Origin of the sequence: Collinsella aerofaciens, from assembly GCF_018785245.1 — a bacterium.
Classification (GTDB): Bacteria; Actinomycetota; Coriobacteriia; order Coriobacteriales; family Coriobacteriaceae; genus Collinsella; species Collinsella aerofaciens_AD.
The window spans coordinates 1-22,472 of record NZ_WQPL01000001.1 but is presented as its reverse complement, the minus strand read 5'-3'; the positions used below and the strand labels follow the sequence as shown (position 1 = coordinate 22,472).

Genomic DNA, 22,472 nt, shown 5'->3' with positions numbered 1-22,472 from the left:
ACAAGGAGTGTCCCCAGCTGCCGGCAGAAAAGGAACGTCCCTAAGTGCCGACTGGTTGCATTAGGAGTATCATCGTCTGCGCAAATAAGCACGAAAGAGCATGTTAGAGATTGAGAGCGTATGGCTGACACCGTATCTAAGCACATCGATATGACCACCGGCTCGCTGTGGCGCAATATTCCCCTGTTCGCCTTCCCCGTGGCCGCCACGAGCATCTTGGAGCAGCTGTCGAACCTCATCGCCACGGTCATCATCGGTAACTTCTCGGGCGACCAGGGAACCCTCGCCATGGCGGCGGTCGGCTCCAATGTTCCGCTTACCAGTCTTATGCTCAACCTGTTTATTGGCATGTCGCTTGGCTCCAACGTGGTCATCGCCAACGCTATCGGCCGCAACGACCAAAACATGGTCAAACGCGCCGTCCATACCTCGATTTTAATGGCGCTCGTGGGCTTTGTCGTCATCGCCCTGGGCGAGATTTTTGCCGAGCCCATGCTCGCCGCGCTCAACGTTCCCGCCGAGACCATGCCGCTCGCCTCACTCTACCTACGCGTCTTTTTGCTCAGCATGCCCTCGATCTTGCTCTACAACTTTGAGGCCGCGATCTTCCGCTCCGTCGGCATCACCCGCATGCCGCTGCAGGCGCTTGCCGTGTCCACCGTCCTCAACATTGGCCTGGACCTCATCTTTGTCCCTGTACTCCACTGGGGTGTCGCGGGCGTCGCCATCGCCACCGCCATCGCTTACACCGTCAGCGCCGCTACGCTCTTTATCCGCCTACTCAAGACCGACTCCGTCGTCCGCGTCACCCCACGCGACCTGGCTATCGACCCCGTCGCCCTCAAGCGCATCGTCAAGATTGGCCTGCCCGCCGGCATCCAAAGCGCTGTCTTTGCCGTCGCCAACATCATCATCCAATCCGCCATCAATAGCCTGGGCACCGAAGTCATGGCGGCCTCGAGCGCCGCCATGAGCCTGGAGTACGTGTGCTACAACCTGCTCAACAGCTTTAGCCAGGCTTGTACCACCTTTGTGGGACAAAACCACGGTGCCCGCCAGATCGACCGCTGCACCAAAACGCTCAAGGTCTGCCTGGTCGAAGGTGGTATCGTTGCACTCACCACGATCATCGTTATTGTCGGCCTGGGGCGCGAGATCTTGTCGCTCTTTAACAGCGATCCCAACATCGTCTCGATCGGCTATATCCGCGTGTGCTCGATCTTCCCGGCGTACGCCTTTAGTATGTTCTATGAAAACATGTCAGGCTACCTGCGCGGCTTTGGTATCTCGCTCACGCCCGCCCTCATCACCATGATCTGCGTCTGCGGCATCCGCTTCTATTGGGTGTTCTGCGTGTTCCCGCACTTCCGCACCTTTGCGAACATCATGATGGTCTACCCCATCAGCCTGGGCACCACGGCGTTCTTTATGGTCGTGGCGGTACTACTTTGCCACCCGGCACGCACCTATCGCGCCACCCAAGCCAAAGCGACAGCCCGCTAAACACCGCACTCAACGCCACGCCAGTCATTAATTGACAATATGAGAGCTCATATAGTCGATAAAGCGCCTCGTGGCGATGGGCATGGTGTCCCAGCTGCGCCAAGCGGCCACCACGTCGCGCGAGGGGGCATGCACGATGGGCCGCACACAAATATCGGCTCGCATGCCCTCCACAGTACGACGGTAGAGCATGCTCACGCCTAGGCCTTCCTCCACCATCGCCATGATGGTGTAGTCGTCGGTCACCTCACTCGTCACGTGCGGTGACAGGCCATGCATTGCGAATGCATCGAGCACCAGACTCTGTTCGCCCTCATCCAGCAGCACAAACGGCTCGGACGCCAGGTCGGCGAGTGTCACCTTTTCCTTTGCTGTCAGCGGATGCGCAGCCGGCAACAGTGCCACCAACTCGTCGTGATAGACGACGCGCTTCTCGAGCCCAGCGGTAAATCCGCGGGCCGTAAAACAAAAATCAACCACGCCGTCGTGCACCCACTGGGCGTTGCGCGTGTAATCGCCCTGCTTGAGGGTAAAGCGTACGCCCGGGTGCAGCGTGCCAAAGTCGCGGATCACACGCGGCAGCACGGTACGGCTCACGTTGGTAAACGTCGCGATACGAATATCGGTCGACGAAAGGCCCAGCAGCTCCTGGCGCTTGCCCTCGAGCTCGGCCTCGGCAGTCACGATCTGGCGCAGGTACGGCAGATATTGTTTACCGTCGCGCGTAAGCGAAACGCCCTGCTTTCCGCGCTCGATAAGCGTGGTGCCCAGCTCGCGCTCGAGCGCCTTGACGGCCTGGCTCACCGCACTTTGCGTATAGCCCAACTCGTCCGCCGCGGCCTTAAGACTGCCGCGATCGACCACCATACAAACAATCTGATACCGCGATGCCATCGTGCCTCCACATCAATGCAGCCGTAAAACGTTTTGCCAGCGCTTTTCGCACCAACTTTAGCGTTTCTTAATCATACTGAAGATACATTCGCTTTACTACATCCAAATCTGGGAGCAGAATCCTTTGTGCGAAACCGTTCTGCAACAAAAGGAGTCCCATGGATCGCAAAAAAGCAATCGCGCTCTCATTTTCCGTTCCCGTCGCATGGGGCTTTTCGTATCCCCTCATGAAGATCGGCATGGACAGCATGAACGCCACGAGCATCGTCGCGCTACGCTGCATCATCGCCTTTGTGGTCTGCCTGCTGCTCTTCCACAAGCACGCGTTGCGCATCAACCGCGACCTTATGGTCCGTGCCGCCATCATCGGCGCCATTATGGCAACCGAGCTCACCTGCATGTGCCTGGGCTCCAGCCTCACCTCTGCCTCCACTGCCGGCTTTTTGCAGAGCCTGACGGTCGTGATCGTGCCGTTTGCCAACGCAGCCCTGCTGCGTCGCGCCCCCGAGCGCAAGGTGCTCATCGGCACGGCTATCGTCACCTGCGGCATGCTGCTGCTCTCGGGCGCCGACTTTACCAGCCTGAATCCCGGCGCAATCATCATGCTGCTCTCGGCCTTTATCTATGCCAGCCACATTATCGTGGCCAAGCGCTTTGTCGAAGAAGTCGATCCGCTGGCTCTGGGCGTTTGGCAGCTAGGCTTTGGCGGTTTGTTCTCGGGCGTCGCGGCATTCACCTTTGGCGGCTTCACGCTTCCCAGCACGCCGGGCGAAATCGTGGTCGTCGTCGCGCTCGCACTCATCTGCTCTGCCTACGGCTTTATCACCCAGACGCTCGTGCAGCCCCACGTGCCTGCCGAGACCACCGGTTTCGCCTTCTCGCTCGAGCCGGTATGCTCCGCCATCTTTTCGTTCTTCCTGGTCGGCGAGGTCCTGAGCCCCATCGCCTTCTTTGGCGCCGCCCTCATCCTCACCGGCGTCATGGTGGCAACCGTCGAGCTTCCGCGCCTTCGCGCACATGGGCACGCTCGTATGGCAGGAGCGCCCGAGCACGTCTCGTAGACCCCGGTCCTCATACAGCCGCGGCATAACGGTCCCCGGACGCCCTTACAATAGATGCCAACAGAGCATCTGCCATAAAGGAGCCCCATGGACACTGCAACCCGCGACCGCAACATAGCAACTTGGTTGGGCGATGCGCCGCAGCCGGTACGTGACACTACGAACCAGCTGCTCGAGCGTATCGCCCTTTTGCGTGCCGAGCAGACCATCTACCCGGCACAAGACGACATCCTCAATGCCCTCGCCTACACGCCGGCCGACCAGGTCAAAGTTGTCATCTTGGGTCAGGACCCCTATCACGGACCCAACCAGGCAATGGGGCTGTCGTTCTCGGTCCCCGCGACGCAAACCAAGTTGCCGCCGAGCCTGCGCAACATCTATAAGGAACTCAATGCCGATCTGGGCTGCCCCATTCCCGCCACGGGAGACCTAACCGCATGGGCACAACAGGGCGTCCTACTCCTTAACACTACGCTCACCGTGCGCGAGCATGCCGCCAACTCGCACGCCAAACTGGGCTGGAGCACGCTCACCGACTACGTTATCGAACGCTGCTGTCAGCTGCCCCAGCCGGTAGTCTTTTTGGCATGGGGCCGCTTTGCCCAGCAGATGGTCGAAGGTAAGCTCGTCGCAACTGGTGCGGGCAAGGCAACCGACAAGTTCTGCCTGGCCTCCACACACCCCTCGCCGCTTTCGGCCAACCGCGCCACGGCAGAACTCCCCGCTTTTATGGGGTCGCGCCCCTTCTCCGCTGCCAATCGACTACTCGAACAGCGCGGCTCGACCCCCGTCAACTGGACTTGCCTCGGCTAAAAATCGATACATCAAAAACGCGCCCGACGGCTTTCCATCGGGCGCGTTTCCTATTCGGGCCAAATAAATTGTGTGCGGCCGGCCTCGCCGCCATCGATTAGCAGACTCTGTCCGGTCATAAACCGGTTGGTCACGCCCACAAAGTAGATCCACTCGGCGATCTCTTGGGCGGTGGCCCAGCGTTTAAGCGGTGTGAGCTCCATAATCTGGCTCCACAGGTGTTCGTCTTCCATCACGCAACGGTTGAGCGGCGTGATAACGCCGCCCGGGTCCACACTGTTGGCAATGGCCTGCGGCGCCAGGCGGTTTGCAAGGTTCTTGGTGTAGGCGATAACGCCGCCCTTGCTGGCAGCATAGGCAGGAAACTCCGATCCCGTATGCCCGCTCGCCGACCCCACATTGACCACGGATTTGATAGCCGGCGCCGGCTTGGCGGCAAGCCCCTCCCCCGCAAAGGCGTAGCGCTCGGTCACGTTGATGGTGCCATACAGGTTGGCGGCGATGTCATCGGCCGAATCCTGCGTACCGGCAACGTTCACGATCACCTGAGGCTCAAGGTCGCCTGGAAACGAGTTAGGCTCGCGAACATCAACAATCAGATGGCGGTAGCGCTCGTGTTCGATTGCCGCCGGCAGCAGATCAAAGCCCACGACCTCGTGGCCCTCGTCCAAAAAGCGCTGCACGCATGCGGCTCCGATACCGCCCGAAGCGCCCGTGATCAAAACCCGCATACTTGCTCCTTAGGCGGTTGCGTGGCGCTCGAGGTACTCGGAGCCCACATTCTCGCGCTCCCAGCCACGCACGACCTTGTAGCCCACGGGGCTCAGGAAGACCTCGCACAGCAGCTCGGCGACAGCGCCGGTCAGCGAGCACATAAGGACCTGTACCCAGGTCCAACCAAAGAACGTGTGGCTTACCACAATGGCAAAGACCAGGTTGTCGATAAACTGGCCAACGCCCGTAGACACATAGGAGCGGAAGGCAAAGCTCGCAAAGTTATTCTTTTTGAGCATACGGCCGAGCGACTGGTTGAGCGTGGAGTTAACCACGGCAGAAACGAGCATTGCCAGCGAAGAGCCGAGCACCACGTACCAGGTGCCGCCGATGGTGGCGTTAAGGGCGGTGTTGACCTCGATCATGCCCGTGTCGTAGTAAGCGCCCCACATGCCGGGCGTGAGCGAGCATGCCCAAAAGCACAGGCTCACGGCCAGGTTGACCAGCAGCGCGAGGATAGAGATTTTAATGGATGCCTTGGCGCCAAAGCGCTTGCAGATCATGTCCTGGCACAAAAACGAGACCCAGCTCACCACAAAGCCGCAATCGAGTGCCAGATACGGCAGGCTGATAAGCTCTTTGTTGGCCAGCAGGTTCATCATGATGACACTCACGAAAAACAGCGAAACCGTTGCCGCGGGAATGCTCCGCAACAGGACCTTGTAGTCCTCCATGACCTTCTTGATCATTATGTACTCCTTTGGTTTTAGGTTTAACGAGCAGGATATCGGACCCGAACTGCTCGGACGCCTCGGTCTTGAGACGACGGTGGGTATGATAGCCGCTCACGCGGCATCAGGCAAGCAATCGGCGCGGCAGCCCCGCAGGGCCACCGCGCCGATGCGTTAAAACGCTACGTTGCCAAACTCCGACAGGATAAGGTCGGGGTTGTGGTCGGTTGCCCAATCCACGTTCCACGGGCTCGTGAACAGCAGCAGCTTACCGCCGCGCATGTCCTCGACGCGCAGCGTGTCGCGCGTGAGCGAAAGGCCCGGGATATCGATGATGTCGGGGTCATTCTGGATCCAGCGGATGTCCGTATAGGGCAGCGGCTGGCGACGAACCTCAACACGGTACTCGGCCTTGAGGCGGCGCTCAAGTACCTCAAACTGCAGCACGCCGACCACGCCCACAATGACGCTCTCCATGCCGGCACCCAGTTCGCGGAAGATCTGGATGGCGCCCTCCTGGGCAAGCTCCTCCATACCCTTGACGAACTGCTTGCGCTTGAGCGTGTCGACCTGCGTAATGCGAGCGAACATCTCGGGGGCAAACGTCGGGATCTGCGGATACTGCACGTGGCACTTGCCGGAGCACACGGTGTCGCCGATGCTAAAGATACCCGGGTCGAACAGGCCCACGATATCGCCCGCGTACGCCTCGTCCACGATGGCGCGGTCATCGGCCATCATCGACGTGCCCGTGGCAAGCTTGAGCTTGCGGTTGCCCTGCACGTGGAAGGCGTCCATGCCGCGCTCGAACTTGCCCGAGCAAATACGCACAAAGGCGATGCGGTCGCGGTGGTTCTTGTCCATATTGGCCTGGATCTTAAACACAAAGCCGCTAAAGTCGTCGCGGCAGGGATCGACCGGCTCGCTGGTGAGCGTATCGGTATAGGCACGCGGCGTCGGGGCCAGACGCAGAAACTCCTTAAGGAATGGCTCCACGCCAAAGTTGGTGAGCGCCGAGCCAAAGAACGCCGCGCTCAGCTTGCCGCAGGCCACGGCATCCAAATCGAGCTCGTCGCCGGCACCATCGAGCAGCTCGATGTCGTCCATCAAGTTCTTATGGTTTTCCTCGCCGATGAGCTCGTCCATGGAAGGATCGCCCAGCTCGGCCTCGACCTCGGCGACCTTCTTGGTGGCGTTGGCGTGGCCGTCGCCCTCAAAGGCAATGACGCGACGAGTCTGACGATCGAACACGCCGCGGAAGTTGCGGCCGCTGCCGATCGGCCAGTTCATGGGATACGTATTGATGCCCAGGACATTCTCGATCTCTTCCATGAGCTCAAACGGGTCGCGAGCCTCGTGGTCGAGCTTGTTCACAAAGGTAAAGATGGGAATGTGGCGCAGCGTGCAGACTTTAAAGAGCTTTTTGGTCTGGGCCTCGACGCCCTTAGCGCCATCGATGACCATAACAGCAGCGTCGGCGGCCATAAGGGTACGGTAGGTATCCTCCGAGAAGTCCTGGTGGCCGGGGGTATCGAGGATGTTGACGCAGGCGCCGTTGTAGGTGAACTGCAGCACCGAGGAGGTAACGGAAATACCGCGCTCCTTCTCGATGTCCATCCAGTCCGAGACGGCATGCTTGGCCGAGCTCTTGCCCTTGACCGAGCCGGCAGTCTGGATGCTGCCGGTATAGAGCAGCAGCTTCTCGGTAAGTGTGGTCTTACCGGCGTCCGGGTGGCTGATGATCGCGAATGTGCGGCGCGACGAGATTTCATCCGACAGGCTTGCCATGCGGATCCTTTCTTGCATTGAGTGCATTACGTCGTTGTAACCGCACTATTGTAGCCGCGAAATCCCGCTCTAAGGCGCCTATCAGGACAAATTCATCAGTTGGGGCCTAGGCAGCCGGCCCAATCCGTATTTGCCTCTTGCATAACTGTACATAGTGTATATATACTGTGCTTACCGGTTATATACACGTGTAGCCCAACAGCTAAGGAGCCGCTGTGGACATCATCCTATCCAATTCGAGCGATAAGCCCATCTACGAGCAGATAGCCTCGCAGGTCAAAGCTCAGATTCTTTCGGGCACGCTTGTTGCGGGAGCCAAACTCCCCAGCATCCGTGCACTCGCGAGCGATCTTGGCGTGAGCGTCATCACCACCAAGCGCGCCTACGCCGACCTGGAGCAGCTCGGGTTTATCTGCACCGTGCAGGGCAAGGGCTGTTTTGTCGCCGAGGGCAACCAGGAGCTTTTGCGCGAAAACCAGCTCTGCCATATCGAAGAGCTGCTTGCGAAAGCGGCGAGCCAAGCCGAAACCCTGGGCGTCACGCGCGACAAACTGCACGAGATGCTCGACCTGGTGGCCCCCGAAACCATGCAGTAGCCATCTGCAAGAAAGGCTATACCATGCAAAACTTGCTAGAACTCAAAGGCATCTCACGCACTGTAAGCGACCGCTTTTCGCTGCGCGACGTCACGCTTGCCGTGGAGCCCGGCCAGATCGTCGGCTTTGTTGGTGCCAACGGTGCCGGCAAAACCACGACGATTCGAGCCGCGCTCGGGCTTATAAAGCTCGATGCCGGCGAAGTGAACCTGTTTGGGCAACGTTGTGGCGCCGACGCGCCCGATGAGTCGCAACGCCATCTACGCTCCCGCGTCGGTCTTGTCCTGGACACGTGCCCCTTCCCCTCCACGCTCAAGGTGGGCCAGATCGAGTCGCTCGTAGGACCGGCGTACCCCACGTGGGACCGCGAAACGTTCGCGGGATTCATCAACCGATTTGGCCTCGATCCCAAGACAAAGGTCAAGGATCTCTCCCGCGGCATGGGCATGAAACTGCAGCTTGCCTGCGCACTCAGCCACAATGCCAAGCTGCTCGTTTTGGACGAAGCCACCGCGGGCCTCGATCCCATGGCACGCGAGGAACTGCTTGATGAGCTGCTTGCCTTTGTCGCCGACGGCCAGCACAGCGTGCTGCTCTCGAGCCACATTACGTCTGACCTCGATCGCACCGCTGATCGCGTCATCTGCATCGATAACGGCTCGATTGTGTTTGACCTGCCGCGCGAGGACATTACCGACCGCGCCGGCATCGCCCACTGCACCCAAGCGCAGGCCGCCGAGCTTATGGCTTGCGTCGAAGGCGCCCGTGCCGTCCGCCACGCCTATAGCGTGGACGTGCTCGTGCCCAACCGTCGCGAAACGCTCGAGGCCTTTCCCGAGATTCCCTGCGATCGGGCAACCATTGATGACTATCTGCGCCTCATGCTGAAAGGGGCTTCGAAATGAAACGCGCCTTTATGTCCGAGCTCGCCATCGTTCGCACGCTCACCCCGAGCATCGCGGGCGTCGGCCTGTTCATCTTCGTCGTGCTAACCCTTGCCAACGCGTCGGATGGCGATTCCGGCATGAGCGCCGGCGCCTGCGCGGTCAGCGCCATGTCGCCCATCATGGTCATGAGCTCGCTGGCCGGCTTCGACAATCAAAACGGATGGGAGCGTTATCGGGCAACGCTGCCTCTCACGCGCAAAGACATTATTTGCGCACGCTACCTGTGCATCGTTGTCTTCTCGGCCATCATGGCCTGCGCCGCCGTGCTTTTGAACATCATCGCCCTTCCGTTCTTCAACAGCATGGGCGTGGCCTCGACAGGACAAACCATCTTTGAGATCGCAATTGCCTCGACAGCATCGATGCTCATCTCCCTCATGATGGTGTTCTTGGCACAGCCGCTGTTCTTCCGATTTGGACACATGGAGGCACTGCGCCTATCCGTTGGCCTGTTTGCCCTGCTCTGGTGCCTTGCCATTGCCACGTTGAGCTCCTCCAACCCCATCAGCAACTGGCTCATGTCGATTGCCGGAGCGAATCCCGATCCTGCCGTCCTTGGCTGTCTGTGTGCAGGAATTGCCGTACTGGCGCTCGCACTATGCGCAATCAGCTGCACCGTCAGCACCAAGGTTTATCGAGTACGCGATCTGTAGCCACACGAGTCTCAATCCGCGAAGGACGCGATCGCCCCCCCTCCCCGCAAATCCGTGGCAAAGGGCATGTCCCCGGCGTGCGCCACTGTACTACTTGCGCAGCGGCTTGGGCAGTGGAATGCCGGCGGCGATGACGGCCGCGATGATCATGCAGACGATACCCTTGAGGGGGAAGCACATGAGCAGCAGGCCCACGACCATGACCGGCTGACGCATGACCGCACCCATCGTCGATGCCGTGCAGACGGCGACGCAAAAGACCGGATCTGCGCCGGTGAGGATGGCAAGGCCATAGCCCAGGCTTACGCCCGAGAAGATAACCGGGAAGAAGTGACCGCCGCGCCAACCAAGGTTGATGAGGGCGGGCGTCAGCATGGCCTTAACAAGACCGGTCGCGATAAGCACGCCAGCGGGAATGGTCAGATAGGTTTCCATGAGCACGTCGGCCTGGGTCTCGCCGGCAAACATGGTATAGGGCAGGACCGTGCCACAGATGGCGAGTGCCAGACCGGCCAGCATGGCCTTGACGACAGGACGCTCCCCTATTGCATGGGACAGTGCCTCGCTTGCATGCTCAGAGACAAAGTACAGCCAGCCGCAGACGGTGCCGATCAACGACAGAGGGACGAGCCAGGTAAGCTCTAGGTTGCCCACCTCGGCGGACTCGAACCTGGGCATGCCCATGCCGCCGCCCACAAGCTGTCCAAGCAGCAGGTAGGTGCCCAGACCGCCGGCAATCGCAATACCGTAGACCACCGTCTTTTGCGCCTTGGGCAGCTTGATGGTGATCTCGCCGGACGCGGACTCATCGTCGGCGTCTTCACCCTGGCCGTCGGTGCTACCGACAAGCGGCGCCACAAAGCCAAAGACGGGCGCGGTAAAGAGCGCCGTCAGGGCAGCCTGGGTGCCCAGCAACGTGAGCTCCCTAAACTCGGCGCCAAAGCGACGCATGCGGTCGCCGACCCAGCTGCACAGACCGGCGATAACGCCGGTCAGGCCGGCCTCCGGTCCAATGCTTCCGCCAAACAGCAGCGGCAGCAATGCCGCGAGCGAAAGCTTGCCCAGGTTGTCGTACGGGTAGCGCCCGTCTTGCTTAACCTTAGCCATCACCTGGTTGAGGTCATCGGTCTTGGTGCCCGTCATCTTTTCGTACAGGCCAATCACCAAGCCGCCCAGCAGGCAGACAAAAAACGGGTACGGCAGAAAGCCAAACGGGCCGCTGGCAAGCTCGGGCGAAGCGACGCCCAGCGCGTGCGGAATCTCGGTCCATAGATAGTCGATACCGTGCTCCATCGCAAAAAAGAACAGCCAGACTGCGGCACCCGCGAGTGCACCGGTCACGGCAACGCTGACCAAAAACAGCGCTCGGTTCGTGGGTTTGGCAAGGTTATCCATCGGGTCCTCCCGCGGTCAAAGTCGACATAGATACGTTTTATTGTAGAGCGAGTGTGGCCCAGACAAGCCAACCGTCTGCGCCGCAAACGGCACCATTGGGAGCCATAGTAGGGCAGGCTCAAGGCTTATCCGTTGATAATCGAGGCAATCTCGCGCAAATCGTCGGCAAAGTAGATGCCGTGCTGGCGCTGCGGGCTCGATAAACCCTTATCGATCATGTGCCCGAGCAGCGCCTTGAGGTCGTTGTAGTAACCGTCCAGGTTATACAGGATGCACGGAGCACTCAGGTGCCCCAACGACACCGCGGACATGACCTCGGCAATCTCCTCGAGCGTGCCCGTGCCACCGGGAAAGGCAATGAACGCATCGCCGAGCTCGATCATCTTGGCCTTGCGCTCCGCCATATCACTCGTCACGATGAGATCGTCGATACCGTCATGTTGAAACTCGGCCTCGATAAAAAAGCTCGGCTCCACGCCCGTCACATGACCACCAGCATCAAGTACGCTATCGGCGAGCGCACCCATCAGGCCCGATTTGGACCCGCCGTATACCAGCGCGTGTCCGTTGGAGCCAATCCAGTTGCCCAGTTCTTGCACCGCAGGCAGAAACGCCGGGTCGTTGCCGACGCTCGCGCCCAGGTAGACGGTGATGTTCATGTTTGGTCCCCCTTGTTGTGGCGCACGACGTTCGTCTTAGCGCTGGCGTCGACGATACTCGCGCACACGGCGCGACAGATCGGCGAGCTGGTCGCGATCGAGCTCTTCCAAATGCTCCAGATCATCCATAAAGCGCGCCATGGTGTCCTTTTGGCGCATCTTGATAAGCGTATTGCAGTAGTTCACCGCCACGCCCGTGAGCATGGCGATGTAGAAGATGCTGATGACGCTCAGAATGACGGTAATGGCGCGGGCAACCGGTGTCTCGGCCGGAATGTCACCAAAGCCGATCGTCGAGACCGTCTCAAAGCTAAACCAGAGACCATCGCCAAACGTGAGGGTCGTGGGCTCGGACAGCCAGACAGCCGTCGAGCACAGCAGGTAAAAGATAAGAAACAGACCCGTGATGCGTGCAAAGCCAGCCTGTCGCAGTACGTCGGCAAGCGTCCTCAACCTGTTCATCGCGACCCCTTTTCCCAGACGCCCAATCACGTTCGCTCGGTATTGTCCCACAACCGGCAGCTAGGGACGTTCCTTTTGTGCCGGCAGAAAGGGACTGTCCCCAACTGCCGGGCGGGAGCGTTTAGCGGTACAGCTGCCGACTGGGCAGGCTGAGCTGGTATCCTTATGCGGTATTGTCTCGATTCGTTAGGATTGCATGTGAGAGCTGCCACTGTCCTTCGTTCAGTTATATGTCGCGCCCTGGCCATTGTGTTTGCCGCGCTTGCCGCACTGAGTTCCATCGCGCCTGTCCAGGCTTTTGCCGATGACTCTAGTCAGCCAGTCAAGACGGTCCGCGTCGGCTGGCTCGTCAACAACGAGGGCTTCCAGAACGGCACCCCCGGCGAGCGTCTCTCGGGATGGGGTTACGAGTACCTCCAGACCCTGTCGTACTACACGCCCGGCTGGCGGTACGAATACGTCTCCGGCACCTTCACCGAGCTTATGGACATGCTCGAGGCAGGCGAGATCGACCTCATGCCCAACATCTCCTACTCCGAGGAACGCGCCCAAAAGCTGCTCTTTTCCTCGAACCCCGAGGGCACCGAGCGCTACTACATCTACGCCAAGCCCGATCGCGACGATCTGGCCAAGGGTGACCCCCAAGCGCTCCAGGGTCTCACTATCGGTTGCAACTCCGGCGTCATGCAAACCTTCGTTGGCCAGCAGTGGCTCGCCAACGAAGGCATTACCTGCACCTATAAAGAAATCGACACTGGCAGTGCCCTCTTTGACGCGCTCACAAACAACGAGGTCGATGCCATCATCATGAACGACACGACCTCGTCGCCCAGCGCCTCCCCCATGTTCTACATTGGTTCGAGCGACTACTATTTTGCCGTCCCCAAAAGCCGCCCCGACCTGATGGACGACATCAATGCCGCCATGTCGGCAATCGCCCGCGTCAACCCACGCTATATCGACGAAGTCAAATCTAACTACTCGGCCCAAAACAGCGGTTCATCATCGCTCAACGGCCCCGAACGTTCCTGGCTCAAAGCAAATGACAACACCATCACGCTCGGCTACATTACGGGCAAACTCCCCTACTGCAACGAAGACGAAGACGGCAAAATGGAAGGCTCGCTCGCATCGCTTGCGACGACGTTGCACGATAAATTTGGCATTACGGTCAAAACCGTCGCCTTTGATAGCTACAAGATGATGTCAAAGGCCCTGTCAAAGGGAAGCATAGACGTCGCGCTGCCGGTATACCGAGATTACTGGTTTGCCGAGCAATCAGGCGTTGTGCAGTCGGTATCGTTGGGGACCATATCCCTCACCGCCATCCACAGCGGAAGCAACCTGAACAAAGATCTTCAGAACATCGCCTGTACCAAATCATCGTTTATCAACCGAAACGTACTTGAAAGTCTGTTCCCCACAGCGACCGTGACCGAATACCGATCCGACGATGAAGCGTTCGACGCCCTCAGGAGGGGAACGGCGCGCTGCGTCGTCGCTCCCAGTTCACGCGTAAAAACCCTCGGCGATCGTTATGATCTCGAGGACTGCGAGACGGTCGAGCTCCCTGACACCTGCGAGCTCTCGTGCTGGATTTCGCGCGGAAAGCCCGAGCTGCTGGGAATCATCAACAAGGGCATCATCAATGCCGGAGAATCGCTCTCCGCAAGCAATTACTCCTCTACGTCGTACACGGCCCAGGAATCCAACACGCTTCAATTCCTTTATCGCAACCGCACCGCCGTTGCCTCCACCCTCATCGGTATGTTGTCGGTCAGCATCGTCCTGCTCATCTGGGCGCTCGTGCGCGCTCGAACCGAGCGCGAAAAAGCCGACGCCGCCAACGCCGCTAAGACGGCATTCCTCACGCGCATGAGCCACGACATCCGTACGCCGCTCAACGGCATCCTGGGCCTTATCGATATCGAGGAATTGAAGGAAGGCGATATCCAGGTCGCCCGCGAAAGCCGCGCCAAGGCTCGTGTTGCCGCCAATCACCTGCTCTCGCTGATTAACGACATCCTCGAGATGGGCAAAATCGAAGACCGCAAGATAACACTGGAACATGCGCCTTTTAACCTCAAAGAGCTCTGTGACAATACGCTGGTTCTGTGCAAGCTCCGCGCATCCGATAACGGCATCACCATGCAGGACAATAGTCTGCCATACACCACGGGGCCATACATGGTCGGCAGTCCCACCCATATCCGACAGATCATGATCAACCTGTTAGACAACAGCATTAAGTACAACAAGCACGGCGGCTCCGTCACCTTTAGCTCAAAGACCAAGCCACTCGATAACGGGCGCGCGCTCTTTTGCTTTAGCGTTTCGGATACCGGCATTGGCATGACTTCCAAGTTTTTAAAGCATATCTATGAGCCGTTTGCCCAAGAAGGTAACGATGCGCGTAGCAAGTTCCAAGGAACCGGCATGGGCATGCCAATCGTCAAGTCGCTTATTGAACTGATGGGCGGCACCATCGAAGTCACCAGCGAGCTCCATGCGGGCACCTCGTTCTACGTGGAGATTCCGCTCGATATCGACAAGAACCCCCAGGCGCGGGCGAATACGGTCGAGGGGGCGCTCGACTGCTCGCTCGCCGACATGAACGTACTGCTCGCCGAAGACAACGAATTGAATGCCGAGATTGCCCAGGCGCTGCTAGAATCCGAGGGCGTCGTGGTCACCCGCGCCGCCAACGGCAACGAAGTCGTCGATCTGTACCTATCGCATCCCGCCGGCAGCTTCGATGCGATCCTGATGGACATTATGATGCCGGGAATGGATGGTTACGCGGCGACCCGCGCGATTCGTCTGAGCGAGAAGGTCGATGCAGCCGATATCCCCATCATCGCGCTCACCGCCAATGCCTTTGCCGAGGACGCCAAGGCGGCACACGACGCCGGCATGAACGCTCATCTGTCCAAACCGCTCGACTTTAACAAGCTCAAAAACATACTCGCCCGCATCAAGAAAAACGGATCCGTTTCGCTATAGTTTGTGCTCAACCACCACGCACGACCAGAAAGGAAGTCAACGATGTTTAGGCCCTTACGTCGAAAGAAACGCGCCATCACCGACGAGGAAGCGCGCGAACTGCTCGCCACCTGCAAGCGCGGCGTCTTTGCCGTCAACGGCGACGATGGCTACCCGTACGCCATTCCCGTCAACTACTTCTTTGACGCCGAGCACGACAATATTTATTTCCATGGCGCCAAGGCTGGCCACAAGGTCGACGCACTCAAGCGCGATGACAAGGTCTGCTTTACCGTTTACGGAAACGAGTGGTACCAGGACGGCGACTGGGCTCCCTACGTTATGAGTACCGTGGTCTTTGGCCGCTGTCGCCTGGCGAATGACACCCCCGCGTTTATCGAGGACAAAGTCCGCCAGCTCGCCCTTAAGTACTACCCTTCTGCCGAGGAGGTCGAAGAGGAAATCGCCAAGGACATTAAGGGCGTCCAGCTCTACGAGATTACGATTGAGCATCTCTGCGGCAAGCAGATTCAAGAAAAGTAAGCTCCAAAAACAGGCCTCATCAATAACAATATGGCCTGGTTCCAACCCACCTTGGAACCAGGCCATATGCTTATGAAGCGTCGGCGGCTATGTGCGCAAGCGCCTCAACGAGCTCCTGCGAGCTCACGGGTTTACTCAGGTGCGCATCCATGCCCGCCTCACGCGAAAGCCTGCGGTCGTCGGCAAAGGCGTTGGCACTCACGGCGATAATCGGCGTGGTCGCGGCATCCTCGCGATCGAGCGCTCGAATTCGACGCGTGGCCTCAAGACCATCGATACCGGGCATCATGATGTCCATCAACACCACGTCATACTCGTGCAGCGCGCTCGCGGTAAACATCTCGACGGCAGACTCACCATCCTTAGCATGCGTCACGACGGCACCGGCACGGCCGAGCGTAAACTGCGCGATCTCGGCATTCAGATCGTTATCCTCTACGAGCAAAACGCGCAAGCCCTGGAGCGCATCGCCATCGCCCGCCTCCACGCGCACTGCCTGAGGAATCTCGGAGCGGTCGCACTTCTCGAACGGCAGGCGGATGGTAAACGTCGTCCCCTGCCCCAAGACGCTCGTAAAGCTCATGGTTCCACCCATAAGCTCAACCAACTGTTTTGCGATAGGCGCGCCCAGTCCAGTTCCCGACGAAGCGCCTTCCACCTGCTGTTCCTCGCGGCAAAACGGCTCGTAGAGGCGCTGTTGGAACTCCTCGCTCATGCCAATACCGTTGTCGGCGATCGTGTATTCATAGACGGGGACGCCATCCGCTGGCTCCACCTCGCGGCACGCCAGGCGAACATAGCCGCCTTGGCGGTTGTACTTGACGGCATTGCCGGCAATATTGAGCAACAAGCGCTTGAGGTGCGTCACGCTCACCCGTGCATAGGGATGATCAAGCGCCTGCTGGTCACAGATAATTTTCACCAGACGCTCCTCGGCCTGGCGCTCCAGAATATCGCGCACTTCACAGTTGAGGGCCACCAAGTTTATGGGCACGAGGTTTAGGTCGACCTGCCCGCTCTCCAGGCGACTCATATCGAGTGCCTCGTTGGCAAGGTCGAGCAGCAGTCCCGATGCCGTCCAGATTTTCGAGCGGCACTCAGTCTGCTTTTGCAGATCGTCCGCATTGGCATCGCCAACCTCGACCATGCCGCGAATGCCGTTGATGGGCGTGCGCAGATCGTGGCTCATGCGACGCAGAAACTCCGTCTTTGCCGAGTTGGCAGACGAGGCCTCACGCGCCGCCTTTGCCAGCTTGTCGCCATAGTCGCGCTCCTGCTGCAGCAAGTCCGTCAAACGTCGGCGATCAGCGCGGCGACGCACCGTCACAACAACGGCTATAACACCGCTGTAGAGCACCAGCACGCCGGCAGCAACAGCCGCGACGACCTCAAAGTAGCGCTGCGCCGAGGCATAGGTGTACACGTAGAATTTTCGCGCTTTACCAAATGTGCCCAGATACCACTCGCCGTCGGCGTTAACCAATCTGACCTTACCAGCCGGGCATCGATCCTTTATACCGTCGACAATAAAGACATCCGTCGCAGGCAGATCGAACACGCCCAATATGGTGGGTCCAACGGCATTGGTCGCAACGACCTTGCCATCGCTTTCGATCACGATATTGCCGCTGTCGATGGTCTCATAACCACCGAGCAGGCTCTGCAGTTTGAGCGTATTGCTTGCAACTGCCTTCGCGCTCTGATGCCTTACCGCGACAACGATACCCTCGTCATCCCGCCGAGTCACGCAGCCAATGTCTGTGACCGAGTCATCCGCAAGTGTGATGCGGGCGGTATAGGACTTAAGCGGATGGGCTGCCACCTCCAGCACGGGTGCTTCCTTGAGATACGTAGCGAGCGACTCGTAGCCCACGCCATCCGTCGAGGACTCGGACACCAAATTGCCCGATGCGTTCGTCACGATCAGCGCGCTCACGTTGAACTGGTCGGTATATTGCTCCAGCGTGGCGTTATCCACCGAACCGTCGCGCTCCATATCGCGCGCTGTCTCTCCGGCGATCTCCATAACGCGAATCAGGTTTTTGGTCGTATAGGCGCTGTTGAATGCATCGTAGGAAAGGCTCTGCGTCGCCACGTAATCGACAACGTCGGCAAAGCGCTGCTCGGCTTGGGCCGTCGTGTAACCGTAGCTCATCATGCCGGCAACAACCGAGAGCGCTATCCCCAGCAGAGCGACAAGGAGCCATGCCCCTGCCGAACGATTGTCCCGCTCCTGAGCGGCGTGGTCGGGCGCATCAATCATGACAGGCCCTCCATATTCAAAAATGGCGAAGGGTCATCAAAGTACTTTGACACCAGGCGTTCCATGGTGCCATCGGCAAGCATTTCTTGGTAGGCACGGGTGAGCTTAACGTCGATGCCGCGCGTATCGTTGATGTCGAAAGCAGTGCCCAAACCAACTTCTAGCAGCGGCTCATCCAAAATGCGATACGTCACACCATAGTCTTTTTCGTAGGTGAGCAACGACGACTCATGTGCGGCGATGGCGTCGACCAGGCCCTCGACGAGCGCCGGATTCAGGTATGAACGGTCCGAAAAACTGTAGAGCTCTTTGATCTGCGGAACGTTTTCATTTGTACGATTGAGCGAAATGTCCTCGGGCTTGGTGGTGGATTGAACCGCCACGACCTTATCCTCAAGATCAGCAAGCGTGTAGATATCGCTCTGGGGATCGACCGCGACCACCTGGCGGCTCGCAAGGTACGGGCCGGCCCAACGATACTCGTTTTCGCGACCCGTCATGCTAAAGCTGCCCATGACACAATCGAGTTCGCCGCTCGCCAGCAGCTCTTTCTTCTTTTCCCAATCGATCAGCTGGTACTTTGGCTTGTAACCAATGCGGGCCAAAGCCTCGGTCAATATCTCGACATCCAGGCCAACGATATCGCCGTACTCGTCGGTATACACAAACGGTGGATAGAGGTCGCTGCCAACGTTGAGCGTCTTAAGGTTGTCGTCTTTGGCTTGTGAGGCGTCCAGACCTTCTAATGCAGACGTCGAGGCTCCGTCATTCGACCCGGAGCAGCCAGCTATCGCTACGACAAAAGCGCTCGCCACTGCAAGCGCAACAAACAACGAAATGGCAACCGAGCGACGGGATCTTTTCATCGAGCTCCATACGATCCTGTTTACAGACTGAAATGGTTAAAGATAATAGCAAACAAAACCACACGAGCACCCAATTGTTACAGACGCTTTACCGTGTGGGGCCTTCCAGCTGACTTGGCAGAAGACCCAGCATGCAGTGCTCACTTACCGTGCATTAAAAACGTAGCGGTCCAGGCGGTCGCACGCTTCCTTTACGCGCGAAAGCGGCAGCGCCAGATTCACGCGAATGTGGCAGAGCCCGTGGAACGGACGACCGTCCTGATACCCCACGCCCACGCGCGCCCCCTCGTCGAGCAGCCACTGAATATCGCGGCCATGTTCGCGGCACCACTCGGTGCAGTCCAGAAACACCATGTACGTGCCCTGCGGACGCGAATAAGACACGCCCTCAAAATGCTCGTCCACGTAATCGCAGAAGTACTCGATATTGCCGGCAAGCACCTGGTTGAGCTCGTCCACCCACTCGTAGCCCTGCGGCTGGTAGGCACCGATCAGCGCATGCATGGAGAGGACGTTCATCTCATTGTAGTGAGTCTTGTTGGACACGGCGCACATGCGGTCACGCAGCGTCTCGTTGTAGACAATGTGGTAGCTGCCGACCAAGCCCGCCAGGTTGAACGTCTTGCTCGGCGCATAGAGGGCAACCGTGCGCATGCGGGCATCCTCGCTCACCGACTGCGTCGGAATATGCTTGTGACCCGGCAGAATGATATCGGACCAAATCTCGTCCGAGATCACCACGCAATCGTGCTGGCAATAGATGTCCATGGCGCGCTCAATCTCGTCGCGCTCCCATACGCGGCCGCAGGGATTGTGCGGCGAGCAGAACACCGCGGCATGGATGTGGTTTTGGGCGAGCTTGTGCTCCATGTCCTCAAAGTCCATACGCCACACGCCCTGGTCGTCGAGCTTAAGCGGGCTGTGGACAATACGATAACCCGCGGCTTCGATGGACTTGGTAAAGCCGATGTAGGTGGGGCTGTGGACCAGCACCGCATCGCCCGGCTGGACATACGCGCGCAGTGTCGACACGACACCGCCCAGCACGCCGTTTTCGTAGCCGATATGTTCAGGGCGCAGGCACTCGACGCCATTGCGGCGGCTCTGCCATTCGATGATGCGGTCAAAGTACTCGGGGCGCGGATTGAAATAGCCAAACATGGGGTGCTGGGCGCGCTGAATGATGTGTTCCTGGACCGTGGGCACCGTGGCAAAGTTCATATCGGCCACCCACATGGGAATGCGGTCGAAGCCCTCGTCGGGTGCGTTCGGAGCCATACCGGGGATCTCGCCCCAAGAGTCAACGGCGATGGAGTCCATGCCGTGGCGGTCGATAAGCGAGCTAAAGTCGTATTTCATGCTGAGCTCCCATGCAAAGCGGATTGTTTTGGTAGGCGTTATTTTCTACCAGCGTGAGCGGTTTTGGCATGGGGTTTGGCGCCTAATTTGACGGGTGCGGACGAATGGCTGGTTAGTCTTGCGCGTCGTTGACGGCGACTACGGTTAGCTGGGTTTTATCGACCGTAAAAGATATGTCGAGCCCGGCAAAGGCCAGGTGATAGACGCGGTTTGGCTCGTGCTTGCTGCCTGCGCGGCGCGGGTCTTGGCGAAGGACCTCGACCAAGCCGGGGAGCTTTGCGGGCGGGACCATATCCTGCAGCGTCTGCGGGAACTCGATGTCGAGCTCTTGCCACGGAGCGTCCTCGATCCAGCCGCCGGTCGCATCCGGGTGACAGTCCGCAAACGGAATGTAGGGCTTAATGTCGTAGATGGGCGTGCCGTCGCGCAGGTCGGCCCCCAGCACATGAATGATGGGGCCATCATCGGTGAATTCGACACGATCGAGCTTGACGCAGGTGAGACCGATGGGATTAGGGCGAAACGGACTGCGCGTGGCAAACACGCCCACGCGCTCGGCTCCACCCAAACGCGGCGGGCGCACGGTTTTCGACCACTTGACGTTGGTGCCGGACCTGTCCTGCAACTTGGCATCGGCAGCTATGTCCTTAGCCGTGCCGCCGGGCGTTCCGTTTTCGAAGCGCCACAGCAACCATAAGTGAGAGAAGGAATCCAGACCCTCAACTGCTGCGTTGGAGGCAAATTCCGGCTCAAAGACGATGCGCCCCTGCAGATGGGGCGCCAAAAAGCTGTTGCGCGGGATGCCGAACTTCTGCGGCAGGTCGGTATGTATGTGTGCGATAGGTTCCATGCCGGTCATTGTACGGCATGGAGGCGTGGGGCGTTGCGCGCAATTCTTCGCCGCGGTCCTCCGTCGTGCAACCAACGGTTGCTTGGAAGGGCACCTGCCGCCGCGTATGCTTAAGCCATCAACCAGCAGAAAGGAGCCGCTATGGCCTTTGCAGAAAAGCTCATCGCTGTCCGTCGCGCCCATCACCTTACCCAAGAGCAGCTCGCCGCCAAGCTCTTCGTCACACGCCAAGCCGTCAGCCGTTGGGAGCGTGGCGAGGTCACACCGGGCATCGACATGATGAAGCTCATCGCCGCCGTAACCGACGAGCCACTGTCCCATCTGCTCGAAATGCCCGAGCACTATTGCCAGAGCTGCGGCATGATACTCACGCCCGACGACTGCGGCACCGACGCCACGGGCGCCACGACTGACCATTACTGCAAGTGGTGCTACGACCATGGCCAGTACACCTACGACACCACCATGGAGGCAATGATCGAGGATTGTGCCCCGCGGCTGGCGCAAAACACCGGTATGTCGCTCGACGAAGCCGTCTCGCTCATGGGCGCCGTCCTGCCGCAACTGGAGCGCTGGCGCACCGTGCAGGAAAACGAGGAGCGCTACGGCGCCGAGGCGCGGGCGCGCTATGGCGACGAGGCTATCGATGCAGCAAACGAAGCGCTGTTGGACATGGACCCCGAGACATGGAACGACATGAAGGAACTTGAACGCGCTATTCTGGGTCAGCTCTCGATTGCCATGGGCGCTGGCGACCCAGAGAGCAGCGAGGCCCGTAAACTTGTCGCAATGCACCGTCGATGGATTGGCCTTAACTGGGGGCACGAACCCCAAGACGAAGCATACCTGGGCCTCGCCCGCGGCTATCTTGCCGACCAGCGCTTTGTTGACTACTATGACAAGCCCTGCGGCACCGGAGCCACGGCGCTTCTGGTCCAGGCCATCGAGTCATCATTGACGCGCGCATAGACCGCGGCAGCTTTGGGTATTTCAATCGAAACCTCAACCGATTGGAGACCCATGGCTACTGATCACGAGCTCGTGCTCTACGTTATGACCGGCTGCCCGTATTGCATGAAGGTCAAGCGATTCCTGGCCGATAACGGTGTGACCATCCCCGAGCGCAATATCTCGACCGATACCGAAGCCGAGCAGACACTCATCGCCGTCGGCGGAAAGCGCCAGGTTCCCTGCTTGTTCATCGACGGCAAGCCGCTCTACGAGTCGAGCGACATCATCGCATGGGTACAGAAGAACCTGCTCTAGCGTGAGAGTACTCATCGGGGACGTTCTTAAATGACTAGTCGTTAAAAAACGTCCATTACAGTCGAAATTGTCAGCCCGGGACCGTCTCGGGCTACGATTGAGGCGCGCCCAGAACGGGCCGCCGACC

The 22,472-nt window shown here is 59.1% G+C and carries 21 protein-coding genes; 10 read left to right on the top strand and 11 right to left on the bottom strand.

What is annotated here, in order from left to right; genetic code table 11:
* The first annotated feature begins 120 nt into the window (after positions 1-120).
* On the top strand, positions 121-1,503 hold the full coding sequence (locus GPK39_RS00105) for an MATE family efflux transporter (RefSeq protein ID WP_215673313.1): 1,383 nt from the start codon (positions 121-123) through the stop codon (positions 1,501-1,503).
* Between the two features lie 27 nt (positions 1,504-1,530).
* On the opposite strand, the gene GPK39_RS00100 is transcribed toward GPK39_RS00105, so the two are convergent.
* A complete protein-coding gene (locus GPK39_RS00100; protein WP_195621469.1) occupies positions 1,531-2,397 on the bottom strand; it encodes a LysR family transcriptional regulator in 867 nt (288 codons plus the stop codon).
* 158 nt (positions 2,398-2,555) lie between these two features.
* On the opposite strand from GPK39_RS00100, the gene GPK39_RS00095 reads away from it, so the two are divergent.
* Positions 2,556-3,458, top strand: coding sequence for a DMT family transporter (locus GPK39_RS00095; RefSeq protein ID WP_215673312.1), 903 nt, complete (start codon positions 2,556-2,558; stop codon positions 3,456-3,458).
* An 87-nt stretch (positions 3,459-3,545) separates the two neighbouring features.
* Positions 3,546-4,271, top strand: a complete 726-nt coding sequence (locus tag GPK39_RS00090) for a uracil-DNA glycosylase (RefSeq protein WP_215673311.1) — start codon at positions 3,546-3,548, stop codon at positions 4,269-4,271.
* Positions 4,272-4,321: 50 nt separating this feature from the next.
* On the opposite strand, the gene GPK39_RS00085 is transcribed toward GPK39_RS00090, so the two are convergent.
* The 3 genes from GPK39_RS00085 to GPK39_RS00075 form a co-directional block, all read right to left on the bottom strand.
* Positions 4,322-5,002: an SDR family NAD(P)-dependent oxidoreductase gene (locus GPK39_RS00085; RefSeq protein WP_215673310.1), complete on the bottom strand. Its 681-nt coding sequence runs from the start codon at positions 5,000-5,002 to the stop codon at positions 4,322-4,324.
* Positions 5,003-5,011: 9 nt separating this feature from the next.
* Positions 5,012-5,734: a VUT family protein gene (locus GPK39_RS00080; protein WP_022093974.1), complete on the bottom strand. Its 723-nt coding sequence runs from the start codon at positions 5,732-5,734 to the stop codon at positions 5,012-5,014.
* Between the two features lie 156 nt (positions 5,735-5,890).
* Complete coding sequence (locus GPK39_RS00075) at positions 5,891-7,504, bottom strand: peptide chain release factor 3 (RefSeq protein ID WP_215673309.1); 1,614 nt, start codon at positions 7,502-7,504, stop codon at positions 5,891-5,893.
* A gap of 215 nt (positions 7,505-7,719) precedes the next feature.
* Between GPK39_RS00075 and GPK39_RS00070 the strand changes: the two genes are divergently transcribed.
* Genes GPK39_RS00070 through GPK39_RS00060 form a run of 3 tightly spaced genes read left to right on the top strand, consistent with a single transcriptional unit; the run spans position 7,720 to position 9,700 of the window.
* The gene (locus GPK39_RS00070; RefSeq protein ID WP_215673308.1) at positions 7,720-8,100 is read left to right on the top strand and encodes a GntR family transcriptional regulator; all 381 of its coding nucleotides are present in this window, start codon (positions 7,720-7,722) and stop codon (positions 8,098-8,100) included.
* 23 nt (positions 8,101-8,123) lie between these two features.
* Positions 8,124-9,005, top strand: coding sequence for an ABC transporter ATP-binding protein (locus GPK39_RS00065; protein WP_215673307.1), 882 nt, complete (start codon positions 8,124-8,126; stop codon positions 9,003-9,005).
* The gene (locus tag GPK39_RS00060) at positions 9,002-9,700 is read left to right on the top strand and encodes an ABC-2 transporter permease (RefSeq protein ID WP_215673306.1); all 699 of its coding nucleotides are present in this window, start codon (positions 9,002-9,004) and stop codon (positions 9,698-9,700) included. The genes GPK39_RS00065 and GPK39_RS00060 overlap by 4 nt, the downstream gene beginning before the upstream one ends.
* A 90-nt stretch (positions 9,701-9,790) precedes the next feature.
* On the opposite strand, the gene GPK39_RS00055 is transcribed toward GPK39_RS00060, so the two are convergent.
* The 3 genes from GPK39_RS00055 to GPK39_RS00045 all read right to left on the bottom strand — a co-directional run bounded on the left by GPK39_RS00055 (position 9,791) and on the right by GPK39_RS00045 (position 12,216).
* Positions 9,791-11,095: a chloride channel protein gene (locus GPK39_RS00055; RefSeq protein WP_215673305.1), complete on the bottom strand. Its 1,305-nt coding sequence runs from the start codon at positions 11,093-11,095 to the stop codon at positions 9,791-9,793.
* 125 nt (positions 11,096-11,220) lie between these two features.
* Positions 11,221-11,754, bottom strand: coding sequence for an LOG family protein (locus GPK39_RS00050; protein ID WP_215673304.1), 534 nt, complete (start codon positions 11,752-11,754; stop codon positions 11,221-11,223).
* 36 nt (positions 11,755-11,790) lie between these two features.
* A complete protein-coding gene (locus GPK39_RS00045; RefSeq protein ID WP_215673303.1) occupies positions 11,791-12,216 on the bottom strand; it encodes a potassium channel family protein in 426 nt (141 codons plus the stop codon).
* Positions 12,217-12,414: 198 nt separating this feature from the next.
* Between GPK39_RS00045 and GPK39_RS00040 the strand changes: the two genes are divergently transcribed.
* Together GPK39_RS00040 and GPK39_RS00035 are read left to right on the top strand one after the other, a co-directional pair.
* The gene (locus GPK39_RS00040; RefSeq protein WP_215673302.1) at positions 12,415-15,219 is read left to right on the top strand and encodes an ATP-binding protein; all 2,805 of its coding nucleotides are present in this window, start codon (positions 12,415-12,417) and stop codon (positions 15,217-15,219) included.
* A 42-nt stretch (positions 15,220-15,261) separates the two neighbouring features.
* On the top strand, positions 15,262-15,741 hold the full coding sequence (locus GPK39_RS00035) for a pyridoxamine 5'-phosphate oxidase family protein (RefSeq protein ID WP_215673301.1): 480 nt from the start codon (positions 15,262-15,264) through the stop codon (positions 15,739-15,741).
* Between the two features lie 70 nt (positions 15,742-15,811).
* Here GPK39_RS00035 and GPK39_RS00030 read toward each other — a convergent pair whose 3' ends face one another.
* The 4 genes from GPK39_RS00030 to tsaA all read right to left on the bottom strand — a co-directional run bounded on the left by GPK39_RS00030 (position 15,812) and on the right by tsaA (position 21,079).
* A complete protein-coding gene (locus tag GPK39_RS00030) occupies positions 15,812-18,004 on the bottom strand; it encodes a hybrid sensor histidine kinase/response regulator (protein WP_215673300.1) in 2,193 nt (730 codons plus the stop codon).
* A complete protein-coding gene (locus GPK39_RS00025) occupies positions 18,001-18,870 on the bottom strand; it encodes a substrate-binding periplasmic protein (protein WP_215673299.1) in 870 nt (289 codons plus the stop codon). The genes GPK39_RS00030 and GPK39_RS00025 overlap by 4 nt, the downstream gene beginning before the upstream one ends.
* Positions 18,871-19,014: 144 nt before the next feature.
* Positions 19,015-20,229, bottom strand: a complete 1,215-nt coding sequence (locus GPK39_RS00020) for a MalY/PatB family protein (protein ID WP_215673298.1) — start codon at positions 20,227-20,229, stop codon at positions 19,015-19,017.
* A 112-nt stretch (positions 20,230-20,341) separates the two neighbouring features.
* A complete protein-coding gene (gene tsaA, locus GPK39_RS00015; RefSeq protein ID WP_252204427.1) occupies positions 20,342-21,079 on the bottom strand; it encodes a tRNA (N6-threonylcarbamoyladenosine(37)-N6)-methyltransferase TrmO in 738 nt (245 codons plus the stop codon).
* Positions 21,080-21,220: 141 nt separating this feature from the next.
* On the opposite strand from tsaA, the gene GPK39_RS00010 reads away from it, so the two are divergent.
* Both GPK39_RS00010 and GPK39_RS00005 read left to right on the top strand, forming a co-directional pair.
* Positions 21,221-22,048, top strand: coding sequence for a TipAS antibiotic-recognition domain-containing protein (locus GPK39_RS00010; RefSeq protein WP_215673296.1), 828 nt, complete (start codon positions 21,221-21,223; stop codon positions 22,046-22,048).
* Between the two features lie 51 nt (positions 22,049-22,099).
* The gene (locus GPK39_RS00005; RefSeq protein WP_215673295.1) at positions 22,100-22,345 is read left to right on the top strand and encodes a glutaredoxin family protein; all 246 of its coding nucleotides are present in this window, start codon (positions 22,100-22,102) and stop codon (positions 22,343-22,345) included.
* Positions 22,346-22,472 lie beyond the last annotated feature (127 nt).